Source organism: Kitasatospora sp. NPDC056800, assembly GCF_042789775.1.
Classification (GTDB): domain Bacteria; phylum Actinomycetota; class Actinomycetes; order Streptomycetales; family Streptomycetaceae; genus Kitasatospora.
On record NZ_JBHUAL010000017.1, the window covers coordinates 55,102 to 73,048 of the forward strand.

Sequence of the window (17,947 nt, forward strand, 5' to 3'; positions counted from 1 at the left end):
CGGTGCCCGCCGACGATGCCTCGCCGGTTCGTCGAAGGCCGTCCGCCGGTTGCAACGCCCGTACGAACGGGGCGTTTCCGGCGCCCCCGACGGCATGGCCGGGCGGCCTTCGTCCACAGAGCCTTCCACGGCCGGGCCGGTCTAGGCAACCTTCGGCGCAGTGATCGTCCACGATGCGGACGGTGGAATGAGACGGCGGGCGGAAGGGGCAGGTCGGCGCGCTGACCTGCCGACTCTTCGCACGCCCGTCGTACGGCGGTCGCCCAGCCGTCCTTCACCCGTTGTCGAGCCGGAGCGCGGGCCGACCCCGGCCGGAGCCGGACCTGCTCCGACCGGACCGAGCCGGGTCCGGCCGGGGCCGAGCCGCCCTCAGGCGCCGACCGGGGCGCGGCGGTGCCGGCCGGCGGCGGCGTGCTCGACCAGCGCGACGAGCAGGTCCTTGCCGTCCTGCCGCAGCCGCGCGTCGCAGAGCACCACCGGGATGTCCGGGTCGAGGTCGAGTGCCTCGCGGACCTCGTCCGGAGAGAACCGCTCGGTGCCCTCGAAGCAGTTCACCGCGACCAGGAACGGGATGCCGCGCTGCTCGAAGAAGTCCACCGACGGGAAGCAGTCGGCCAGCCGCCGGGTGTCCGCGAGCACCAGGGCGCCGAGCGCGCCGCGGGCCAACTCGTCCCAGACGAACCAGAACCGGTCCTGCCCGGGCGTGCCGAACAGGTAGAGCGCGAGGCCCGGCCGCAGATCGATCCGGCCGAAGTCCATCGCGACGGTGGTGGTGCGCTTCGCCTCCACCCCCGAGGTGTCGTCGACCGGGCGGCCCAGCTCGCTGAGCTCCTCCTCGGTCCGCAACGGCCGGATCTCGCTGACCGATCCGACCAGCGTGGTCTTGCCCGCGCCGAAGCCGCCCGCGACCAGGATCTTCACCGCGACGGCCGGACCGCCGCGCCAGCGCGGGTCGTTGGCGTTCGCCGGGTGGGACGCGGTGCCGTCCGGATCGGGCACGGTGCCCTCCGGGCGGGGGCGGGGGTCAGAGCGCACGGAGTCCATTGATCACGTCTCGCAGCAGGCGCTCGTCCGGCAGCTCGGCGAGCGGAACGGGTCGGGTGACGCTGATCAGCTCGGCGTCGTAGAGGTCGCCGAGCAGCACCCGCACCACGCTGACCGGCAGGTCGGTGTAGGAGCCGAGCTCGGCGACGGAGAGCGGCTCGCGGCGGCACAGGGTGAGCAGCGTCTGGTGCTCCGGGTCGAGGACGTGCGCGGGCACGGCCCCCGCGACCGGCCCGGGATCGACGGCGGTGACCAGCGAGATCAGGTCGAACAGCCCCTCCTCGACCGGCCGGGTGCGGCCGCGGGTCATCGAGTAGAGCCGCACCACCGGGCCGGCCTCGTCGTCGAACCAGCGGTCGTCGACCGGGGTGCGCGGCCGGAACAGGTCGACGTCGGGCCCGTCCGGGTCGACCTCGCCGTCCTGGCCGTCATGGCCGTCCGGGCGGTCGACGGCGTCCGAACCGCCACTGCCGGACGGCCCGCGGGCACCGGAGGAACCGCCGCTGCCGGACGGCCCGGCCGTACCCACCGGCACCTGGGGGCCGTCCGGCGTCTCCGGGCCGTCCGGCTCATCCGCCTTCGGATCCGCCATCGGACCGCTCATCTCACCGGCGGGGCGGTTTCGGTGCGCGGCTCGGCGGCCATGTGCTCGCCGACCCGCTTGACCAGCAGCGCCATCTCGTACGCGATCTGGCCGATGTCCGCCTCGGCCTCGCTCAGCACGGCCAGGCAGCTGCCGTCGCCGGCGGCCGTGATGAACAGGAAGGCCTCGTCCAGCTCCACCATGGTCTGCCGGACGCCGCCGACCTTGAAGTGCCCGCCGGCGCCCTTCGCCAGGCTGTGGAACCCGGCGGCGACGGCGGCCAGGTGCTCGGCGTCCTCGCGGTCGAGGTCGCGGGAGGCGCCGGTGGCCAGGCCGTCGTTGGAGAGGATCACCGCGTGCCGCAGGGCCGCGACGCGCCCCACCAGGTCGTCCAGGAGCCAGTTGAGGTCCCCTGACGACTGCATCGACGTGGTCATGAATCAGTTCCTTCCGCTGGAGCGGGTGGTGCGTGTGGAGCGGGTGGTGCAGGTGGTGCGGATGAAGCGGGTGGTGCGGGTACGGCGGTGTCCGGGGTCCGGCGGACCGGCTGCCCCGGCGGTACCCGCCGGACGAGCGGCGCCCGGCCGGTGTCCCGCGGCGCGGGCAGCGCCGCCGGGGCGGGCGCCGGGGCGATCGCCCGCCGGGACCGGTCGGGCGGCTGCCAGGCCGGTACGGCGGTGGGCCGTCCGGTCCCCCGCACGGCACGATCGTCGGGTGTGCCGGGACGATCCGTCAACGGAGCGCCGGTCCGGTCCGTCGGCGCACCGGCGCGGCCCGGGGAGCCGACCGTACGGTCCGCCGGGGCCGTGGCCCCTCGCCCCCGGGTGAAGCCGCGCTGGAAGGAGGCGAAGGTGGCCCTCGCCTCCTCGGGCGAGCGTTCCCGGACCTCCCGGGCCTCCCCGCCGTCGCGGGGGCCCCGGCCGTCCTGGGTGCCTCCGGCCGATCCGTCGCCGGCCGACGCGCCTCCGGCCCCGCCGTCGGCTCCGGTACCGGCTCCGTTGCGGAACCGTTCCTTCAGCTGTTCCGTGAGCTGTTCCCTGAGCTGCGGCGCCAGGTTCGCCTGCCGGACCCGCCGGGGCAGGCCGCCCGCCGTCCGGGGAGCGGCACCCGCGGGCGGAACCGCGACCGGGTCGGTCCGCCCGACGGAGCCGCCGACTCCACTGGCCCCGGCAGCTCCGCCGGCCTCGGCAGCCGCGACGGCCGCCTCGGCCGCGGCCACCACGACGTCCTCCCGCCGGTGCCGCCCCGGCCCCGGCGCGTCCTCGGGGTCCGCCGCGGGCGCGGGGACCAGCACCGGCCCGCCCTTGCCGCGCGAGACCCGGCGTGGCAGTCCGCCCGCCGTCCGGCCCGCGTCCGGCGCGGAGGGCCGCGGCCCTCCCGTCGCCCCGCGGTACCTGCCGTCCGCGTCACCATCGGCACCGGCGGAACCGACCGCGGACGCCGACGAGGGAGCCGACGGGCGTGCCGACGGAGCCGCCGACGGGGAAGCACCACCCGACCCGGGCACCGCCACCAGGTCCCGCTGCCCGCGCCGGCCGCCCGCCGCGGGCCGCTGCCCGGCCGTGCCCGGCTCCGGCCGCCCGTCCGGGGCCTCCGCGAGCAGCTCGCGCGGGATCAGCACCACCGCCGTCGTCCCGCCGTACGGGGACGGCCGCAGGTGCACCCGGATGCCGTGCCGGCGGGCCAGCCGGCTGACCACGAACAGGCCCAGCCGGTCGGTGTCGGCGAGATCGAACTCCTGCTCCACGGCGAGGCGTTCGTTGATCTCGGCGAGCAGCTGCTCGCTCAGCCCGAGGCCGCGGTCGTCGATCTCCAGCGCGAAGCCGTGCGCCACCACCTCGCCCTGGACGGTGACCTGGGTGCTCGGCGGGGAGAACACGGCGGCGTTCTCGACGAGTTCGGCGACCAGGTGGGTGACGTCCGCGACGGCGCTGCCGAGCAGGCCGGTGCCGGGGAACGGCCGGACGATCACCCGGGCGTAGTCCTCGACCTCGCCGACCGCCGCCCGGACCACGTCCACCATCCGGACCGGCTTGCGCCAGGCGCGCCCGGGCGAGCCGCCGGCCAGGATGATCAGGCCCTCGGCGTGCCGTCGCATGCGGGTGGTGAGGTGGTCGACCTTGAAGAGGTCCTCCAGCTCCGCCGGGTCCTCGGTGCGGCGCTCCATGGTGTCGAGCAGGGTGAGCTGGCGGTGCAGCAGCACCTGGCTGCGCCGGGCCAGGTTGACGAACACCGCCGAGACCCCGCGCCGCAGTTCGGCCTGTTCGACGGCGGCCTCGACGGCGGCGCGTTGCACCGCGTTGAAGGCCTGGCCGACCTGGCCGATCTCGGCGTCCCCGAAGTGCAGCTCGGGGGCCTCGGTGGCCACGTCCACCGGCTCGCCGCGGCGCAGCCGCAGCATGACGGACGGCAGCCGGGTGCCGGCCAGCTCGTGGGCCGCGTTGCGCAGGCCGATCAGCTGGCGGGCGAGGCCGCGGCCGATCCGGAACGAGATCATGATCGACAGCACCACGGCGACCAGGCCGATGGCACCGGCGATGCCGCCGCGCCACAGCAGTCCCATCGAGGCGGACCGCGCGCGCTCGTCCAGCCCGGCGGAGATCCGGCTGTTGATCGAGGCGAGGTCGCCGAGCGCCCGGTCGGCGGTCACCCGCCAGGAGTCGCTGTTAAGCGCCTGGACCACCCGCTCGGGGCCGCCGGCGCCGACGAAGTCCGCCTCGGCGCGGGCCAGCGCGCCCCAGGCCTCGCCGCCGCGCAGCGCGACGTAGTCGGACTGGTCGGCGGGGTCGAGTTCGGCGACGTAGACGGTGAACAGCGCCTGCTGGTTGTGCAGGGCGTCCAGCGCGACCTGGTACTGCTCGGCGGTGGGCTTGGCGACGCCGGTGCGCAGGCCCTCCATCGCCGCGTCCTCCTGCGACAGGTACTCGCGGGCGCGCACCAGCTCGATCAGGATGGTGCCCTGACGCGGGAGTTGGCCGCTCTGCCGGGCGACGTAGGCGGACCGGAAGCCGAACACCGGCTTGACCAGGTCGCTGTACTGGCCCAGCGCGAACTCCCAGTTCAGCGCGGAGCGGCCGACCTGGGCGCGGAGCGGTCCGAGCTGGTCGGCGGCGGCGACGATCTGCACGAAGCGGCCGCGCTGCGGGGCGGAGAGCTTGCCCGCGGAGGTGTCCTTCTTCTGCCGCAGCACGTCCAGGCTGCGGTCGGTGGCGGCCTTGGCCCGCTCGTAGCCGTCCCTGGCGGCCGGCGAGCGCGGGTCGGCCAGGCGCTGGACGGCGGCGCGGCGCTCGTTCTGCAGGTCCCCGGTGTACTGGTCGACCGGGCCCGCGAACTCCTTGTACGTACGGCTGATCCCGAGCTGGTTCCAGACGTCCCCGGTGGTGGCGATCGTCGCGTAGGCCCACAGCGCGGCGAGCGCGACGATGGGCACCAGGAGCAGCGCGATGATCTTCGCGCGGATCGAGCTGCTGCGCAGACGCATGGAGTCCTCGGTCGGGAAGTGCCAGGCGCGGACGGGGAGCGATGGGAACGGTAGGAACGGCGGGAGCGGTGGAGGGATGGTGTCGAGGCGCCGGTTCAGGGCCGGATCGGGGCCGAGGCGGAGCCGGGTCGGTGCTGGTACGGGGCTGGTACGGGGGGTGGCGCGGGACGGCATGGAGGGTGCCGAGGGCAAGGTCGGAGGAGGGGTTTCCGGCCACAGGTCTGCGAGACTCTACTACGCCCTCACCACTCGTTCGAGGGGCGAACCAGTCCACCGACCGGTCTCGTCCCGCACACGTCAGAAACCGGCCTCCCCCTCCCCCGCTTCGCGTCCGAAATGTCCGCCCGTGCCCGGAAATGCGGGATTGACACGAGGCCCCCGCACCCTCGGCGGTTCCTCCTCCGCACCTCCCCGGGGACGACACCACCGGAGGAGGCCGGTGCCGATCTCGTCGTGTCACCGCCACAACCCTGGGCAGTGACAGGGTGATCCGATAGTTTCGGCCCACCCCGTACTACCGGCACCGAACTGGGGAGGACTGTGCGCGAGTTCACCACCCCCGCCCCGGCCGTGCCCGAGGCCTCCGGAGGACTCGCCGACTCCCTCTACGACACCGCCGGGCGCACCCCCGACCTGGTCCAGCTGTCCCGGCGGACCGAGGACGGGCAGTGGCAGGACGTCACCGCCCGGGAGTTCCGGGACCAGGTGCTCGCCCTGGCCAAGGGTCTGCTCACCCACGGCGTGCGCTACGGCGACCGGGTCGCCCTGATGTCCCGCACCCGCTACGAGTGGACGCTGTTCGACTACGCACTCTGGTCGATCGGCGCGATCACCGTGCCGGTCTACCCCACCGCCTCCCCCGAACAGGTGCGCTGGATCCTCGCCGAGACCCAGGCGGTGGCCTGCCTGGTCGAGGACGAGGACGCCGCGATGACCGTCGGCGCGGTCTGCGACGCGCTGCCCGACCTCACCGGCATCTGGCAGCTGGACCGCGACTGCGTCGCCGCGATCACCGAGGACGGCCTCGGCGTGCCCGACTCCCTGGTGCACCGCCAGCGCCTCGGCGTCGCCGCCGGGAACATCGCCACCGTCGTCTACACCTCGGGCACCACCGGCCGCCCCAAGGGCTGCCTGATCACCCACGCCAACCTGGCCGCCGAGGCGGACGCCCTGCTCGCCGGCTGGGGGGACGTCCTGCGCGACACCGGCGGCGGCCGCCCCGCCACCCTGCTGTTCCTGCCGCTCGCGCACGTCTACGGGCGGGCCGTGCAGATCGCGGCGATCCGCGGCGGCTTCCGGATCGGGCACATCCCCGAGGTCTCCACCGACGCGCTGCTGCCCGCGCTGGAGACCTTCCGCCCGACCTTCCTGCACGCCGTCCCGTACGTCTTCGAGAAGATCTTCCAGCAGGCCCGGCGGGCCGCCGAGGACGCCGGGCGCGGCGAACTCTTCGAGCAGGCCCGGCAGGTGGCCGTCGACTGGGCCGCCGCCCGGGAGCAGAAGGCCTTCGGCCGCGGCCCCGGACCGGGCGCGGCCCTGCGGCTGCGCCACCTCGCGTACGAGCGGACCGTCTACCCGAGGCTGCGGGCGGTGCTCGGCGGCCGGGTGCGCAGCGTGATGTGCGGAGGCTCCACGCTCCGGCGCGAGCTGGGCCTGTTCTTCACCGGCGCCGGCCTCCAGCTGTACGAGGGCTACGGGCTGACCGAGACCACCGCCGCGATCACCGCCAACCCGGCCGGCCGGCAGAAGCTCGGCACGGTCGGACAGCCGGTGCCGGGCGCCTCGGTGGCGATCGCCGACGACGGCGAGGTGTGGGTGCGCGGCGGCTCGGTCTTCGGCGGCTACCTCAACCATCCGCGGTGCACCGCCGAGTCCCTGGTCGACGGGTGGTTCGCGACCGGCGACCTGGGCCGGCTGGACGAGGACGGCTACCTCAGCATCACCGGCCGCAAGAAGGACCTGATCGTCACCAGCAGCGGCAAGAACCTGGCCCCGGCGGCCCTGGAGGAACGGGTCGAGGCGCACGCGCTGGTCTCCCAGTGCCTGGTGGTGGGCGACGACCGCCCGTACGTGGCCGCACTGATCACGCTCGACCCGGCCGCCCTGGCGCACTGGCTGAAGACCCACGGGCGGGAGCAGGCGGACCCGTGGACGGTGCTCGCGGACGAGGAGCTGCACGTGGAGGTCCAGCGTGCGGTGGCGGCCGCGAACACGGCCGTCTCGCGGGCCGAGTCGATCCGCGCGTTCCGGCTGCTGCCACGGGAGTTCAGCCAGGAGCAGGGGCTGCTGACGCCCTCGCTCAAGCTGCGGCGGGCGGCGATCGCCGAGCACTACGCGACGGACATCGAGGAGTTGTACCTGCCCTGAACCGGGGCTGTCCGTCTGGTCCTTGACGTACCGTCTTGTCCCTTGTGCCACAGGCAGGATGACCGCGCAGCGGCGAACTGGTTCATCCGCCGTTCCCTTGACGGCCTTATTGGTCTAGTCCATTGTTGCGACGATCCAGAGTTCCACGGTCCGATTCCGCTCACGCCCTCCCCACGGGCGTACCCCCACCTGCTGGAGTCCTCACGTGTCGATGTCCACACGCCTGTCCGCGCGCCCGTCCACACGCCTGTCCACGCGCCTGTCCGCGCTGGCCGCCTCGGTCGCCCTGCTCACCGGCCTCGCCGCACCGGCGGCCTCGGCCGACGCCGCCCCGGCCGGCGGTCCGAGCGCCCAGGCCGCCCCGACCGTCAACCTCGCCACCAACCCCGGCTTCGAACTGCCCTCCCCCGACCTCGCCGACTGGGGCAGCGTCCCCGGCTGGAGCTGCACCGGCGGACCGGCCGAAGCGGCCGTCACCGCCAACGCCCCGCACACCGGCGCCTCCGCGCTGACCGTCACCCCCGCGAACGCCGACTCCACCGGGGAGTGCGCGCAGACCGTCGCGGTCCAGCCCAACACCACCTACACGGCCTCCGCCTGGGTGCGCGGCAACTTCGTCTACCTGGGCGCCACCGGCACCGGCAAGGACGTCGCACCCGCCTGGACGGAGACCACCGGCGGCGGCTGGCAGCGGCTGAGCACCCGGTTCACCACCGGCCCGAACGCGCGCAGCATCCGGCTGTACGTCCACGGCTGGTACCAGCAGGGCCCGTTCTCCGTGGACGACGTCCGGGTGGACGGCCCCGCACCCGCCCCGGCCGTCGCCACCGGCTCCGTCCCCACCAACGACAAGGTCGTCTTCTTCACCGTGGACGACGGCTGGCAGCGCACCCCCGAGGCGGAACGGTTCATCGCCGACCACCGGCTGCCGATCACCGCCTTCCCGCTGCCGATGCCGGCCGCCACCGACCCGGACTTCTTCCGGCGGGTCACCGCCGTACCCGGCTCCTCGGTCCAGGACCACAGCGTCTCCCACACCGACCTCAGCACGCTCCCGCTGGAACGGCAGCAGGTCGAGATCTGCGACGCCCGTGACTCCATGACCCGCATCTTCGGCACCACGCCGACGTTCTTCCGCCCGCCGTACTTCACCTGGAACGCCGACACCCTGCAGGCCGCCGCCAACTGCGGCATCCGCACCGTGCTCACCGCCGACGCGGACTTCAGCTGGGGCGCCGCCAACATCTGGCACCCGGGCCTGCTGCAGCCGGGCGACGTCGTCCTGATGCACTGGACCGACACCCTCGCCTCCGACCTCCAGCGCGCCCTCGCCGCCGCCGACGCCGCCGGGCTCAAGCCGGCCGGCCTGGTCGACTACCTCCGCTGACGGGCACCGTCCGGGCCTGACGGACGCGCCGCCGCCTCCGAGGGGGGCGGCGGCGCGTCGCCGTTCGCTCGGGTGCTCCCGCGCTCCGGCGCTCAGCCGCCGAAGACGTCTCCCGTCCATCCGATCAGGCGCGCTTCGAAGTCGGCCGCGGAGGTGATGTCCTGGGCCGGGATCGCACCGCCCGCCTCGTGCTCCCCCGCCGTGACCAGCTTCTCCTCCCAGCCGGCGGCCAGGTAGGACACGTCCGCCCAGCCCCCGCGGAAGAGCACCACCTCCAGTTCCCCACCGGTCAGCGGGTCGGCCAGCCGCAGGCCGACCGAGTCCGGATCGACGACCCGGGAACGGTCCGTCTCCAGCGGCTGCGGCCACGGGGCGAGCCGATCACGCCAGGTGAGCGGGCCCACCGTCAGCCGGGCCGCACGCCATCCCGGGGCCCGGGCGGCGATCCGCGCGGCGGCGTCGTCGAGGTCCACCACACGTTCCACGGCGGCTTCCGGTTCCTCTCCGGCGGCGATCGTTCTCGTTGACAGCGTGTCCGCGGCCTGGCTCTAATGGGGGCGTGCAGCGCGGCGTCGGCCACAGAGTAGTGGGCCGGCCGACAGCCGAGCGAGCACCTTTCCGAAGGGACGATGCGCGATGAGCACCCTCTCCGCTTCCCTGATCTGACGCCGGGCGGTCACCGCGCTGCCCGCGTGCGCGAACCGTGCCCCGTGACGGACGCCGCCGGACGCGCGACCAGCCGTATCACCGGCTCCGGCACTCGGCACTCGGCACTCGGCACAGCAGGTGACCGCGACTTCCCCTTTCCTCTCTGGAGATCCACCACACACGCATGCCCATGTCCTTCAACCAGAACGTCATCGAGGAGTTCCGCGCTAACGGCGGGCGGGTCGGCGGCCCGTTCGAGGGCGGCGACCTGCTGTTGCTGACCACCACCGGGGCACGCTCCGGGCGGCCGCACACCGTGTCGCTCGGGTACGTCCGGGCGGAGGGGCTGCTCCTGGTCGTCGCCTCGGCCGCCGGGGCGCCGGAACACCCCCAGTGGTACCGCAACCTCCTCGCCCACCCGGTGGTCCGGGTCGAGATCGGCGCCGAGGCCTTCGACAGCGCAGGATCCGGCGTCGAGGCCTTCGACACCGTCGCCGTGCCCGCCGAAGGCGACCGCCGGGAACGGCTGTTCGCCGCCGTCGTCCGGCAGGCTCCGGGCTACGGCGACTACCAGGCGCACACCGACCGGGAGTTGCCGGTCGTCGCCCTGGAACGACCCGAGCCGCCCTCCGTCAGCCCCGCCCCGGTGGTGCGCAGCCTCGCCGACAAGCTGCTGGAGGCGCACACCTGGCTGCGCGCACAGCTGCGCCACGTACGGGAGGAAGCGCACGCCCACCTCCCGGGCCGACCGGCCCCGCTCGGGCTGCAGCTGCGCCAGCACTGCCTGGCCTTCTGCGACGGGCTGACGCACCACCACACCGGCGAGGACACCGCCGTGTTCCCCGCCCTCGCGCGCAGCCACCCGGAGCTGGCCGACGTCCTGGCGCGGCTCGACGAGCAGCACCGGGCCATCGGGCGGATCAAGGAGGAGTTGGTGGCCCTGCTGGCCGGGATCGCGGTCACCGAACCGGAGCGGCTCCGTACGGAGCTGGACCGGATGTCCGCCGAACTGGAGGCGCACCTCGACTTCGAGGAGGCGGAACTCCTGCCGGTCCTCGCCGGCATCCCCTTCCCGCCGACCGGACCGGCCCCGGGCAGGCCCGCGCCGAACGGATCCGCGCCGAACGGATCGGCACCGAACGGCCGCTGAAACGGCGGTGCCGCCGTCCCCTCCCGAAACGTGGGAGGGGACGGCGGCACCGGCATGCCCCAGGACGGGACGGTGCCCGTCGGAGCCCGTCCGTGACGACGGTCCGCCAAAACGGTTCGCTACTGCGGTCCGCCACGACGACCGCTGCGGGCCGATCCGGCTCCTACGGCCCTGAAGGCCCTTACGGCCTACCGTCCTCAGGAGGCCGAGAACACCGGCAGGTAGCCGCCGGACTGGCCGGCCGCCTTCGGGTGGTAGCTCTCGTCGACCGGCAGGGTGGCGCTGTTCAGCCAGGTGGTCAGCGAGCCGCAGATCTCGTGCTCGGCGAAGACGTTGCGGACATCGCCGAAGGCGAAGCCGGCGTTGGCGGCCCGCTTGGCGAGGACGCCGTCCAGGGTGTCGGCGGCACTGTTGATGGCGGCGCGAGCCGTGTCACCGATACCGAAGATGCAGCTGCCGCCGATCTTGTAGATGTGCGGGTAGCCCATCACCACGACGTGGGCGTTGGGGGACTTCGACTTGATCGCCGAGTACACCTTGTCCAGCTGGCCGGGCAGGGTGGTGGTGGCGTAGTTCTTGGCGGTGTTGACGGCGTTGACGCAGTCGGACTCCGAACCGAGGACACAGGTCTGCATGGTGTCGGCGAAACCGGCGTCGTTGCCGCCGACCGAGATGCTGACCAGCGTGGTGCTGGCGTCCAGGGCGGAGATCTGGCTGTTGAGGATGTCACCGGTCTTGGCGCCCGAACAGGCCACGAACTTGAAGGAGGACGGCGCGTGCGCGTTCTTCCAGAGGTACGCGTACGCGTTGGTGCTGCGCTTGCAGCTGCCGCTGTCGCTCAGGTAGCTGCCGGCACCGACGCCGGAGGAGTACGAGTCCCCGAGGGCCACGTAGTTGACACCGGCGGCGTTCGCGGACGACGCGGCGAAGAGCGTCGTCATGGTGAGGCCTGCCGCTACGGCGGCGATGGACAGGGCACGGGCAGGGCGGATCATCGCATCTCCAGTGGGGTGGCGTGGCGAGGGTCACAGAAGTGATACCAGGCGGTAGCCAAACCCGGAAGCGGTCATGCCAAGGATATTGACGGGCCGTCCGACAGCCCGGAGATGAATTGCCGCCGACAATCCGGGATTTCGCCCAGGTCAGCGGGGGTACGCGGTGACGCGCGTAGCGCAGCGCGCGTAGACCGGCAACTTGCGGAAGTTCTGTGCACGGTAAGCGGGGGGCTGCCGCCCGGTTACCGCCGAGTCAGATTCGAAGCGGGTGCCGAGGGACGCAGGGGGGGCTGACGGAACACCTCAAGGCACGTCAGAAGGTGGGCGGAACAGGGCATCGGCGGAAGCGGTGAAATTCACCGGTGAGCCTGATCGGACCCGTGCGGCTGATTGGACGCATGCGGCTGACGGTTGACGTCCGCCACGGCCGCGCCTGCCGTACGTGCCGCGCGATGTGGCAGCGCGTCAAGGCAGCGCGTCAAGGCAGCACGGCGGGACACCACGCCAGGGCAGCGCATCAAAGCGCCCCGCCAGGAGGTCGCGCAGGAGTACGGCGACGCGCGTGGTCAGCCGTGCACGCCGGGGCGGCCACCACCGAGGTGCACGGCACCCGGGTAGACGGCGCCCGGGGAGACCGTGCAGCCCTCGACCGGCAGCTCCTCGATCGCCTCGTTCGCGGCCGCGGGCACGCCGAGCCAGCGCGCGGCGGTGGCGACCGCCGCCCGAGCCTGGCGCAGCCCGGGCGCGCCCCAGCCGAGCAGCTCGACGGCGAGGCCCGGCGCGACCAGCAGCCGCCGGTAGTGCCGCCCCGAGGCCGGGTCGGCCACGCTCGGGCCGACCGCCCGCAGCGCCGCCGCCATCCGGACCCGCGCACACTCGTGCCCGCCGTTCGCCGAACCGACCCGGTCGTAGAGGTAGCCGAGGTAGTACGGCCGGCCGATCACGGCCTGCGCCTCCTCGGCGGCCTCCCGGGCCAGGGCGGCCGCCGGATCACCGCCGTCCTCCGGCTCCAGCGACCCGCCGGGCAGCGAGCAGATCCCGTCCCGGGGGTTCACCAGCGTCAGCACCCGCCCGTCCGGTGCGAACAGCCACCCCCAGGACTGCTTGACCGGCAGCCCCTCCGGCACCTGCTCACCCGGCCGCCACGGCCAGCCCGCGGTGGGACGCCGCCGCACCTTCCCGAGCAGTTCGGCGATCTCCGCGCTGTACTCGATCGGGCTCATGCTCTCGCCCCGCGGCGCTCGGCGGGGGTGCTCGCCCCTGCGCACCCCCTGGCACCGAGCTCGCTCCGCTCGCTCATCCGTCCCCCTCTCGCTGTCGGGCTTCGCCGGACCGGCGGTGCGCGGGGAGGACCTGCAGGGCGCGGTACGGAGCGGCCGGAGCGGCGGCGTGGGGCACCGCACGCTCCTGCTGTTGATCTTCTCCGAATCTTCCCCGAACAGGCGGTCGATGAACAGTCCCCAGCGCCGCATGGTGGACACGGAGGCAGCGAACGCGGTGGACGCGGAGGCGACGAGCCCCCCGATCACCCCAGCGGCCCACCCCCTTCCCCGGCGCCCCGGAAGCCGGGCAGCGGGAACCCGGGCCGAGGGTCCACCCCGGGCGGGAACGGCATCCCACGCGCGGCGTCGTCGGCCAGCTCGTCGAACACCTCGTGCGCCGTCATCGGCCGCAGCCGCCCGCCGGTCAACGCCCAGCCGAGCACCGGCGGCCGGAGCCCGGCGTCGTCGGCCGGGGAGGCCGGGCCCCTGGCCGGGGCGGACCGGCCGTCGGCCTGACCGGCGGCCCGGACACCCGCCGACGGATCGCCGTGCAGCAGCAACGCCCCCTCCCCGCCCAGGGCGACGCCCGCCGCGAGCGTGACGCAGAACGCCTCGGCGTCCCGCCCGGCCGGGTACAGCCGCCCCTCCTCCACGCAGACGTCCACCGCCGAGGTGAGCTCCTCGCCGTCCTCCGGGCCGTGGCAGCGCAGCGTCAGCAGGTGGCACCCCTCCCCCGCGCCCTCGGCGAGCGCCAGGTAGACGGACGTCACGTACCGCATCACGGCCGCCATCCGGAACTGCCCGTCCGGGTCCTCGCCGACGGCGTCCAGCAGGGCCGCGCAGGCCACGGACATCCGCACCCGCGCCCGGTGGTCGTCCAGCAGCACCGGGAGCAGCTCGGCCAGCCGCTCCCCCGCGTAGACGAACGGCTCCCCCGCCAGCTCGGGATCGCCCGCGTAGGCGACCCGGGCGGCGGGCATCCGAGGATCGAGGCCGAGCGCCTCGCAGTAGTCCTCGAAGTCGCCCGCCTCCAGGACCCGCAGGTGCACCTCCAGCCCCTGCCGGTGCAGGGCCGTGAGCTGCTCCTCCGCCCGCCGCAGGTAGGCCTGGTGCCCGAGCCCGCCGAACAGCCCGTACCGCGCCAGCCCGGCGAAGTCCCCGGCGTCGACGGCCAGGGCCACCGCCACCGGCTGGGGCGGCGGCGCGCCCCGGACCCGCCCGCCGAGCCCGACCGCCCGCGCTCCGTCCCCTCCCGCACGGGCCCCCGGCGGCCGGCCGGCCCCGGGCGGTGCCGTGCCGCCGGGCCCGGCGGCCGACACCCCGCCGACACCGCCGCCCGGCCTCCGCCCGGCCATCACCAGCACCCGCCGCCGCCCCCGCGACGGACGCCCCGCCGCAGCGCCCAGCGCCTCGCACACCGACTCCCGCACGACAGTCATGACTCCTCCTTCTCGCTCGCCCGACTCCGGACCTCGTCGGCCGCCCCGACCGGGGGTGGCCGACGCCGAGGAACATACACAGAGCCACTGACAATTCACCCCAGGTAATCGAACAAGCTCAGCGCCACCCTCACCGGCACCGCACGGCACCCGCGGCCCGCCGTCCCCCCAGAACTCCCGGGAGTTCCGGGACGTGTGGTTTCCACCGGGCCGGGCGGGATTGTCAGTGCTGCGCGTTAGGGTCGGGGACCATGCGACTGCTGCATACCTCCGACTGGCATCTCGGGCGCTCGTTCCACCGGGAGAGCCTGCACGACGCCCAGCGCGCCTTCCTGGACCACCTGGTGGAAGTGGTCCGGTCCGAGGGCGTGGACGCCGTGCTGGTCGCGGGGGACGTGTACGACCGGGCGCTGCCCGGGCTGGAAGCGGTCGCGCTGTTCGACGACGTGCTGCACCGGCTGGCGGACCTCGGGGTTCCGACGGTCTTCATCAGCGGCAACCACGACTCGGCCCGCCGCCTCGGCGTCGGGGCGGGGCTGATCGGGCGGGCCGGCATCCACCTGCGGACCGACCCGGGCGAGTGCGCCGAGCCCGTCCTGCTGGCGGACGAGCACGGCCCGGTGGCGGTGTACGGGCTCCCCTACCTGGAGCCGACGCTGGTGCGCGAGCGGTTCGGGCTGGCGAAGGGCGGGCACGCGGCGGTGCTCGGCGCCGCGATGGACCAGGTCCGGGCGGATCTCGCGGCGCGCCCGTCCGGCACCCGGGCGGTGGTGCTGGCGCACGCCTTCGTCACCGGCGGCGCGCCGAGCGACAGCGAACGGGACATCGCGGTCGGCGGCGTCGCCTCCGTACCCGCGTCGGTCTTCGACGGGGTGCACTACGCGGCGCTCGGCCACCTGCACGGCTGCCAGACGCTCGCCCCGCACCTGCGCTACAGCGGCTCCCCGCTCGCCTACTCCTTCTCCGAGGTGAAGCAGCGCAAGACCATGTGGCTGGTCGACCTGGCCGCCGACGGCTCGGTGACGGCCGAACGCGTCCCCTGCCCCGAGCCGCGCCGGCTGGCGACGCTGCGCGGCACCCTCGACGCGCTGCTCACCGAGGAGGGGTACGCCGAGCACGAGCAGTCCTGGGTGCAGGCCACGCTCACCGACGCGGCCCGGCCGAGCGAGCCGATGGAGCGGTTGCGCAGCCGCTTCCCGCACACCCTCCAGCTGCTGTTCGACCCCGAGCGGAGCGAGGCCGAGCCCTCGCAGTCGTACGCGGCGCGGGTCAGCGGCCGCGGGGACCTGGAGATCGCGGAGGGCTTCCTGCGGCACGTCCGCCCCGGTGCCGAGCCGGAGCCGGACGAGCTCGGCTGGCTGCGCGAGGGCTTCGAGCACGTCCGGGAGACCACCGACCGGAAGGCGGACCTGCCCCGATGAGGCTGCACAAGCTCACCGTCACCGCCTTCGGCCCGTTCGCGGGCAGCGAGACGGTGGACTTCGACGCGCTCGCCGCCGGCGGGCTGTTCCTGCTGCGCGGCGCCACGGGCGCGGGCAAGACCAGCGTGCTGGACGCGGTCTGCTTCGCCCTGTACGGCGAGACGCCGGGCGCGCGCCGGGCCAACCGGCTGCGCAGCGACCACGCCGACCCGAAGCGGCTGACCTCGGTGGAGCTGGAGCTGACCCTCGGCGGGCGGCGGCTCCAGGTCACCCGGCTGCCGGAGCAGCGCCGGCCGAAGAAGGTCGGCACCGGCACCACCGTGGAGCGGGCGCAGACCCTGCTGCGCGAGTGGGTCGCCGACACGGGCGACGGCACGCCCGGCTGGCGGGGGCTCAGCAAGTCGCACCAGGAGGCCGGGGAGGAGATCCACCGGCTGGTCGGCATGAACCGGGAGCAGTTCTGCCAGGTGGTGCTGCTGCCGCAGGGCGACTTCGCCCGCTTCCTCAAGGCCGACTCGGAGGAGCGCGGCAAGCTGCTGCGGCGGCTGTTCGACACCGAGCGGTTCCAGTACGTGGAGGCCTGGCTGGCCGAGCAGCGGCGCGGCCAGGAGGCCGCCGTCCAGGCCGGCCGGCGGCGGCTGCGGGACCTCGCCAGCAAGGCCGAGCAGGCGGCCGGCCCGGACGCCGAGCCCGCCGCGGGCTGGGTGCCGGCCGAGGACGACGCCGCCGGCCTGGCCGCCGGGGTGCTGGGCTGGGCGGCGGTCCTGCGCAGCGGCGCGGCCGAGCAGCTCGCCGTCGCCGAGGCCGCGCTCGCGGGCGCCGGGGCGGCCCAGCGCGCCGCCCAGGAGTGGCGCGAGGCCGCCGAGGAGCTGGCCGGCCGCCAGCGCCGGCACCGGGAGGCAGTGGGCCTGGCCGAGCGGCTGGCCGGCTTCGAGCCCGCCGCGGCCGCGGACCGGCAGCGGCTGGCCGCCGCGCAGGAGGCCGTCGGGGTGGAGTCGGCGCTGCGGCTGCGGGAGAGCGCGGCCGAGGCGCTCGGTCGCGCCCGGCTGGCGGAGCGCCGGCACCGCGAGGCGCTGGCCGGCTCCGGTGGCGAGGGCCGGGAGCTCGCCGGGGCGGACACCGCCGGGCTGGCCGAGGGCGAGCTGCGGCTGCGGGCCGAGGTGGTCCGGCTGGAGGCGGCCAGGACGGAGGAGCGGCGTTGCGCCGAACTCGCCCGCGAGCAGCGCTCCCTGACGGAGGACCGGCGAGCCGCCGAGGAGCTGGCCGAGGAGGCCGAGGACTGGCTCGCCGAGTTCGAGGACGGGCTGGCCCGCCTGGAGCAGCAGCACACCGAGGCCCGGTCGGCGACCTCGCGGGTCGAGCAACTGGACGGGCAGCGCGCCGAGTTGACCGTCCGCCTGGGCGCGGCCCGGGAGCGCGACGGCCTGCGCGCCGAGATCGCCGCGGCGGAGCCCCGGGTCGTCGCTCTGCGCACCGCCGCGCTGGACGCCCGCGAGCACAGCCTGGACCTGCGGGACCGCCGGCTCAGCGGCATGGCCGCCGAGCTGGCCGAGCAGCTGCGGGCGGGCCAGGCCTGCCGGGTCTGCGGCTCACCCGAGCACCCGGCGCCCGCCGAGGCCGCGCCCGGCAGCCAGGTCGGCGCCGAGGACGAGGAGCGGGCGCGCCGGGCACAGGCCGCCGCCGAGCGGGTCTGGACGGAGGCCGACCAGGCGCTCACCGCACTGCGGGTGCGCGAGGCCACCGCGTCCGGCGCGGCCGGGCCGGACGGTACGGAGGCGCTCGCGCAGGCCCTCGCCGGGCTGGAGCGCGAGCACCGCGAGGCGCGGCACGCGGCGGAGGCGCTCGGCCGGGTCGAGCAGGAGATCGCCCGGCTGTCGCAGGACCGTGCCCGCCGGGTCGACGAGCTGCACGAGGCCAAGGAGCGCGCGGCCGTCCTCTCCGACCGGCTGCTGGCGCTCGACACCGAGCAGCGGGCGCTGACCGCCCGGGTTGCGGCCGCCCGGGGCGAGGCGGCCTCGGTCGCCGACCGGGCCACGGCCCTCACCCGGCTCACCGAGGCGGTCGCCGCGGCTGCGGTCGCCGCCCGGGCGTACGCGGAGGCAGCGGCCCGGCTCGGCGAGGCCGAGGAGGAGCTGGGCAAGGCCGCCGCCGCGGCGGGCTTCCCGGACGC

At 75.0% G+C, this 17,947-nt stretch carries 13 protein-coding genes; 5 read left to right on the forward strand and 8 right to left on the reverse strand.

The window, feature by feature from the left end; all coding sequences use genetic code 11:
- Nucleotides 1–369 precede the first annotated feature (369 nt).
- The 4 genes from ACFRQN_RS06250 to ACFRQN_RS06265 are packed head-to-tail and all read right to left on the reverse strand — an operon-like array spanning nt 370 to nt 5,108.
- A complete protein-coding gene (locus ACFRQN_RS06250) occupies nt 370–1,044 on the reverse strand; it encodes an ATP/GTP-binding protein (RefSeq protein ID WP_079272453.1) in 675 nt (224 codons plus the stop codon).
- The gene (locus ACFRQN_RS06255) at nt 1,025–1,636 is read right to left on the reverse strand and encodes a DUF742 domain-containing protein (RefSeq protein WP_380738623.1); all 612 of its coding nucleotides are present in this window, start codon (nt 1,634–1,636) and stop codon (nt 1,025–1,027) included. Before ACFRQN_RS06255 ends, ACFRQN_RS06250 begins: the two co-directional genes overlap by 20 nt.
- Nucleotides 1,637–1,644: 8 nt before the next feature.
- Nucleotides 1,645–2,064 carry a roadblock/LC7 domain-containing protein gene (locus tag ACFRQN_RS06260; RefSeq protein WP_049652175.1) on the reverse strand — a complete coding sequence of 140 codons (420 nt, stop codon included), beginning with the start codon at nt 2,062–2,064 and terminating at the stop codon, nt 1,645–1,647.
- On the reverse strand, nt 2,061–5,108 hold the full coding sequence (locus ACFRQN_RS06265) for a nitrate- and nitrite sensing domain-containing protein (RefSeq protein ID WP_380738625.1): 3,048 nt from the start codon (nt 5,106–5,108) through the stop codon (nt 2,061–2,063). The genes ACFRQN_RS06260 and ACFRQN_RS06265 overlap by 4 nt, the downstream gene beginning before the upstream one ends.
- Before the next feature lie 540 nt (nt 5,109–5,648).
- Between ACFRQN_RS06265 and ACFRQN_RS06270 the strand changes: the two genes are divergently transcribed.
- Both ACFRQN_RS06270 and ACFRQN_RS06275 read left to right on the forward strand, forming a co-directional pair.
- Nucleotides 5,649–7,475, forward strand: a complete 1,827-nt coding sequence (locus tag ACFRQN_RS06270; RefSeq protein WP_380738627.1) for an AMP-dependent synthetase/ligase — start codon at nt 5,649–5,651, stop codon at nt 7,473–7,475.
- Nucleotides 7,476–7,686: 211 nt separating this feature from the next.
- Nucleotides 7,687–8,862, forward strand: a complete 1,176-nt coding sequence (locus ACFRQN_RS06275; protein ID WP_380738643.1) for a polysaccharide deacetylase family protein — start codon at nt 7,687–7,689, stop codon at nt 8,860–8,862.
- 92 nt (nt 8,863–8,954) lie between these two features.
- On the opposite strand, the gene ACFRQN_RS06280 is transcribed toward ACFRQN_RS06275, so the two are convergent.
- Nucleotides 8,955–9,347, reverse strand: a complete 393-nt coding sequence (locus ACFRQN_RS06280) for a hypothetical protein (RefSeq protein WP_380738629.1) — start codon at nt 9,345–9,347, stop codon at nt 8,955–8,957.
- A gap of 347 nt (nt 9,348–9,694) precedes the next feature.
- On the opposite strand from ACFRQN_RS06280, the gene ACFRQN_RS06285 reads away from it, so the two are divergent.
- Nucleotides 9,695–10,660 (forward strand): nitroreductase/quinone reductase family protein, encoded by a 966-nt coding sequence (locus ACFRQN_RS06285; protein ID WP_380738631.1) that lies wholly within the window; start codon nt 9,695–9,697, stop codon nt 10,658–10,660.
- Nucleotides 10,661–10,857: 197 nt separating this feature from the next.
- On the opposite strand, the gene ACFRQN_RS06290 is transcribed toward ACFRQN_RS06285, so the two are convergent.
- The 3 genes from ACFRQN_RS06290 to ACFRQN_RS06300 form a co-directional block, all read right to left on the reverse strand.
- Entirely contained in the window at nt 10,858–11,655 is a 798-nt protein-coding gene (locus tag ACFRQN_RS06290) for an SGNH/GDSL hydrolase family protein (protein ID WP_380738633.1), read from the reverse strand.
- A 566-nt stretch (nt 11,656–12,221) separates the two neighbouring features.
- Entirely contained in the window at nt 12,222–12,878 is a 657-nt protein-coding gene (locus ACFRQN_RS06295) for an NUDIX domain-containing protein (RefSeq protein WP_181970874.1), read from the reverse strand.
- A gap of 302 nt (nt 12,879–13,180) precedes the next feature.
- Nucleotides 13,181–14,356 carry a hypothetical protein gene (locus ACFRQN_RS06300; RefSeq protein WP_380738635.1) on the reverse strand — a complete coding sequence of 392 codons (1,176 nt, stop codon included), beginning with the start codon at nt 14,354–14,356 and terminating at the stop codon, nt 13,181–13,183.
- Nucleotides 14,357–14,607: 251 nt separating this feature from the next.
- Here ACFRQN_RS06300 and ACFRQN_RS06305 point away from each other — a divergent pair, with 251 nt between their 5' ends.
- Nucleotides 14,608–15,777 (forward strand): exonuclease SbcCD subunit D, encoded by a 1,170-nt coding sequence (locus tag ACFRQN_RS06305; protein ID WP_380738637.1) that lies wholly within the window; start codon nt 14,608–14,610, stop codon nt 15,775–15,777.
- The coding region (locus tag ACFRQN_RS06310; RefSeq protein WP_380738639.1) for an AAA family ATPase at nt 15,774–17,947 on the forward strand (2,174 nt) is incomplete at its 3' end. The genes ACFRQN_RS06305 and ACFRQN_RS06310, both read left to right, overlap by 4 nt.

Excerpts from the sequence above, each read along its gene's own strand:
- ACFRQN_RS06285 (WP_380738631.1), top strand. The coding sequence starts at position 9,695 with ATGCCCATGTCCTTCAACCAGAACGTCATCGAGGAGTTCCGCGCTAAC.
- ACFRQN_RS06305 (WP_380738637.1), top strand. The coding sequence starts at position 14,608 with ATGCGACTGCTGCATACCTCCGACTGGCATCTCGGGCGCTCGTTCCAC.
- ACFRQN_RS06290 (WP_380738633.1), bottom strand. The coding sequence starts at position 11,655 with ATGATCCGCCCTGCCCGTGCCCTGTCCATCGCCGCCGTAGCGGCAGGC.
- ACFRQN_RS06275 (WP_380738643.1), top strand. The coding sequence starts at position 7,687 with ATGTCCACACGCCTGTCCGCGCGCCCGTCCACACGCCTGTCCACGCGC.
- ACFRQN_RS06300 (WP_380738635.1), bottom strand. The coding sequence starts at position 14,356 with ATGACTGTCGTGCGGGAGTCGGTGTGCGAGGCGCTGGGCGCTGCGGCG.
- ACFRQN_RS06260 (WP_049652175.1), bottom strand. The coding sequence starts at position 2,064 with ATGACCACGTCGATGCAGTCGTCAGGGGACCTCAACTGGCTCCTGGAC.
- ACFRQN_RS06265 (WP_380738625.1), bottom strand. The coding sequence starts at position 5,108 with ATGCGTCTGCGCAGCAGCTCGATCCGCGCGAAGATCATCGCGCTGCTC.
- ACFRQN_RS06295 (WP_181970874.1), bottom strand. The coding sequence starts at position 12,878 with ATGAGCCCGATCGAGTACAGCGCGGAGATCGCCGAACTGCTCGGGAAG.
- ACFRQN_RS06250 (WP_079272453.1), bottom strand. The coding sequence starts at position 1,044 with ATGGACTCCGTGCGCTCTGACCCCCGCCCCCGCCCGGAGGGCACCGTG.
- ACFRQN_RS06255 (WP_380738623.1), bottom strand. The coding sequence starts at position 1,636 with ATGGCGGATCCGAAGGCGGATGAGCCGGACGGCCCGGAGACGCCGGAC.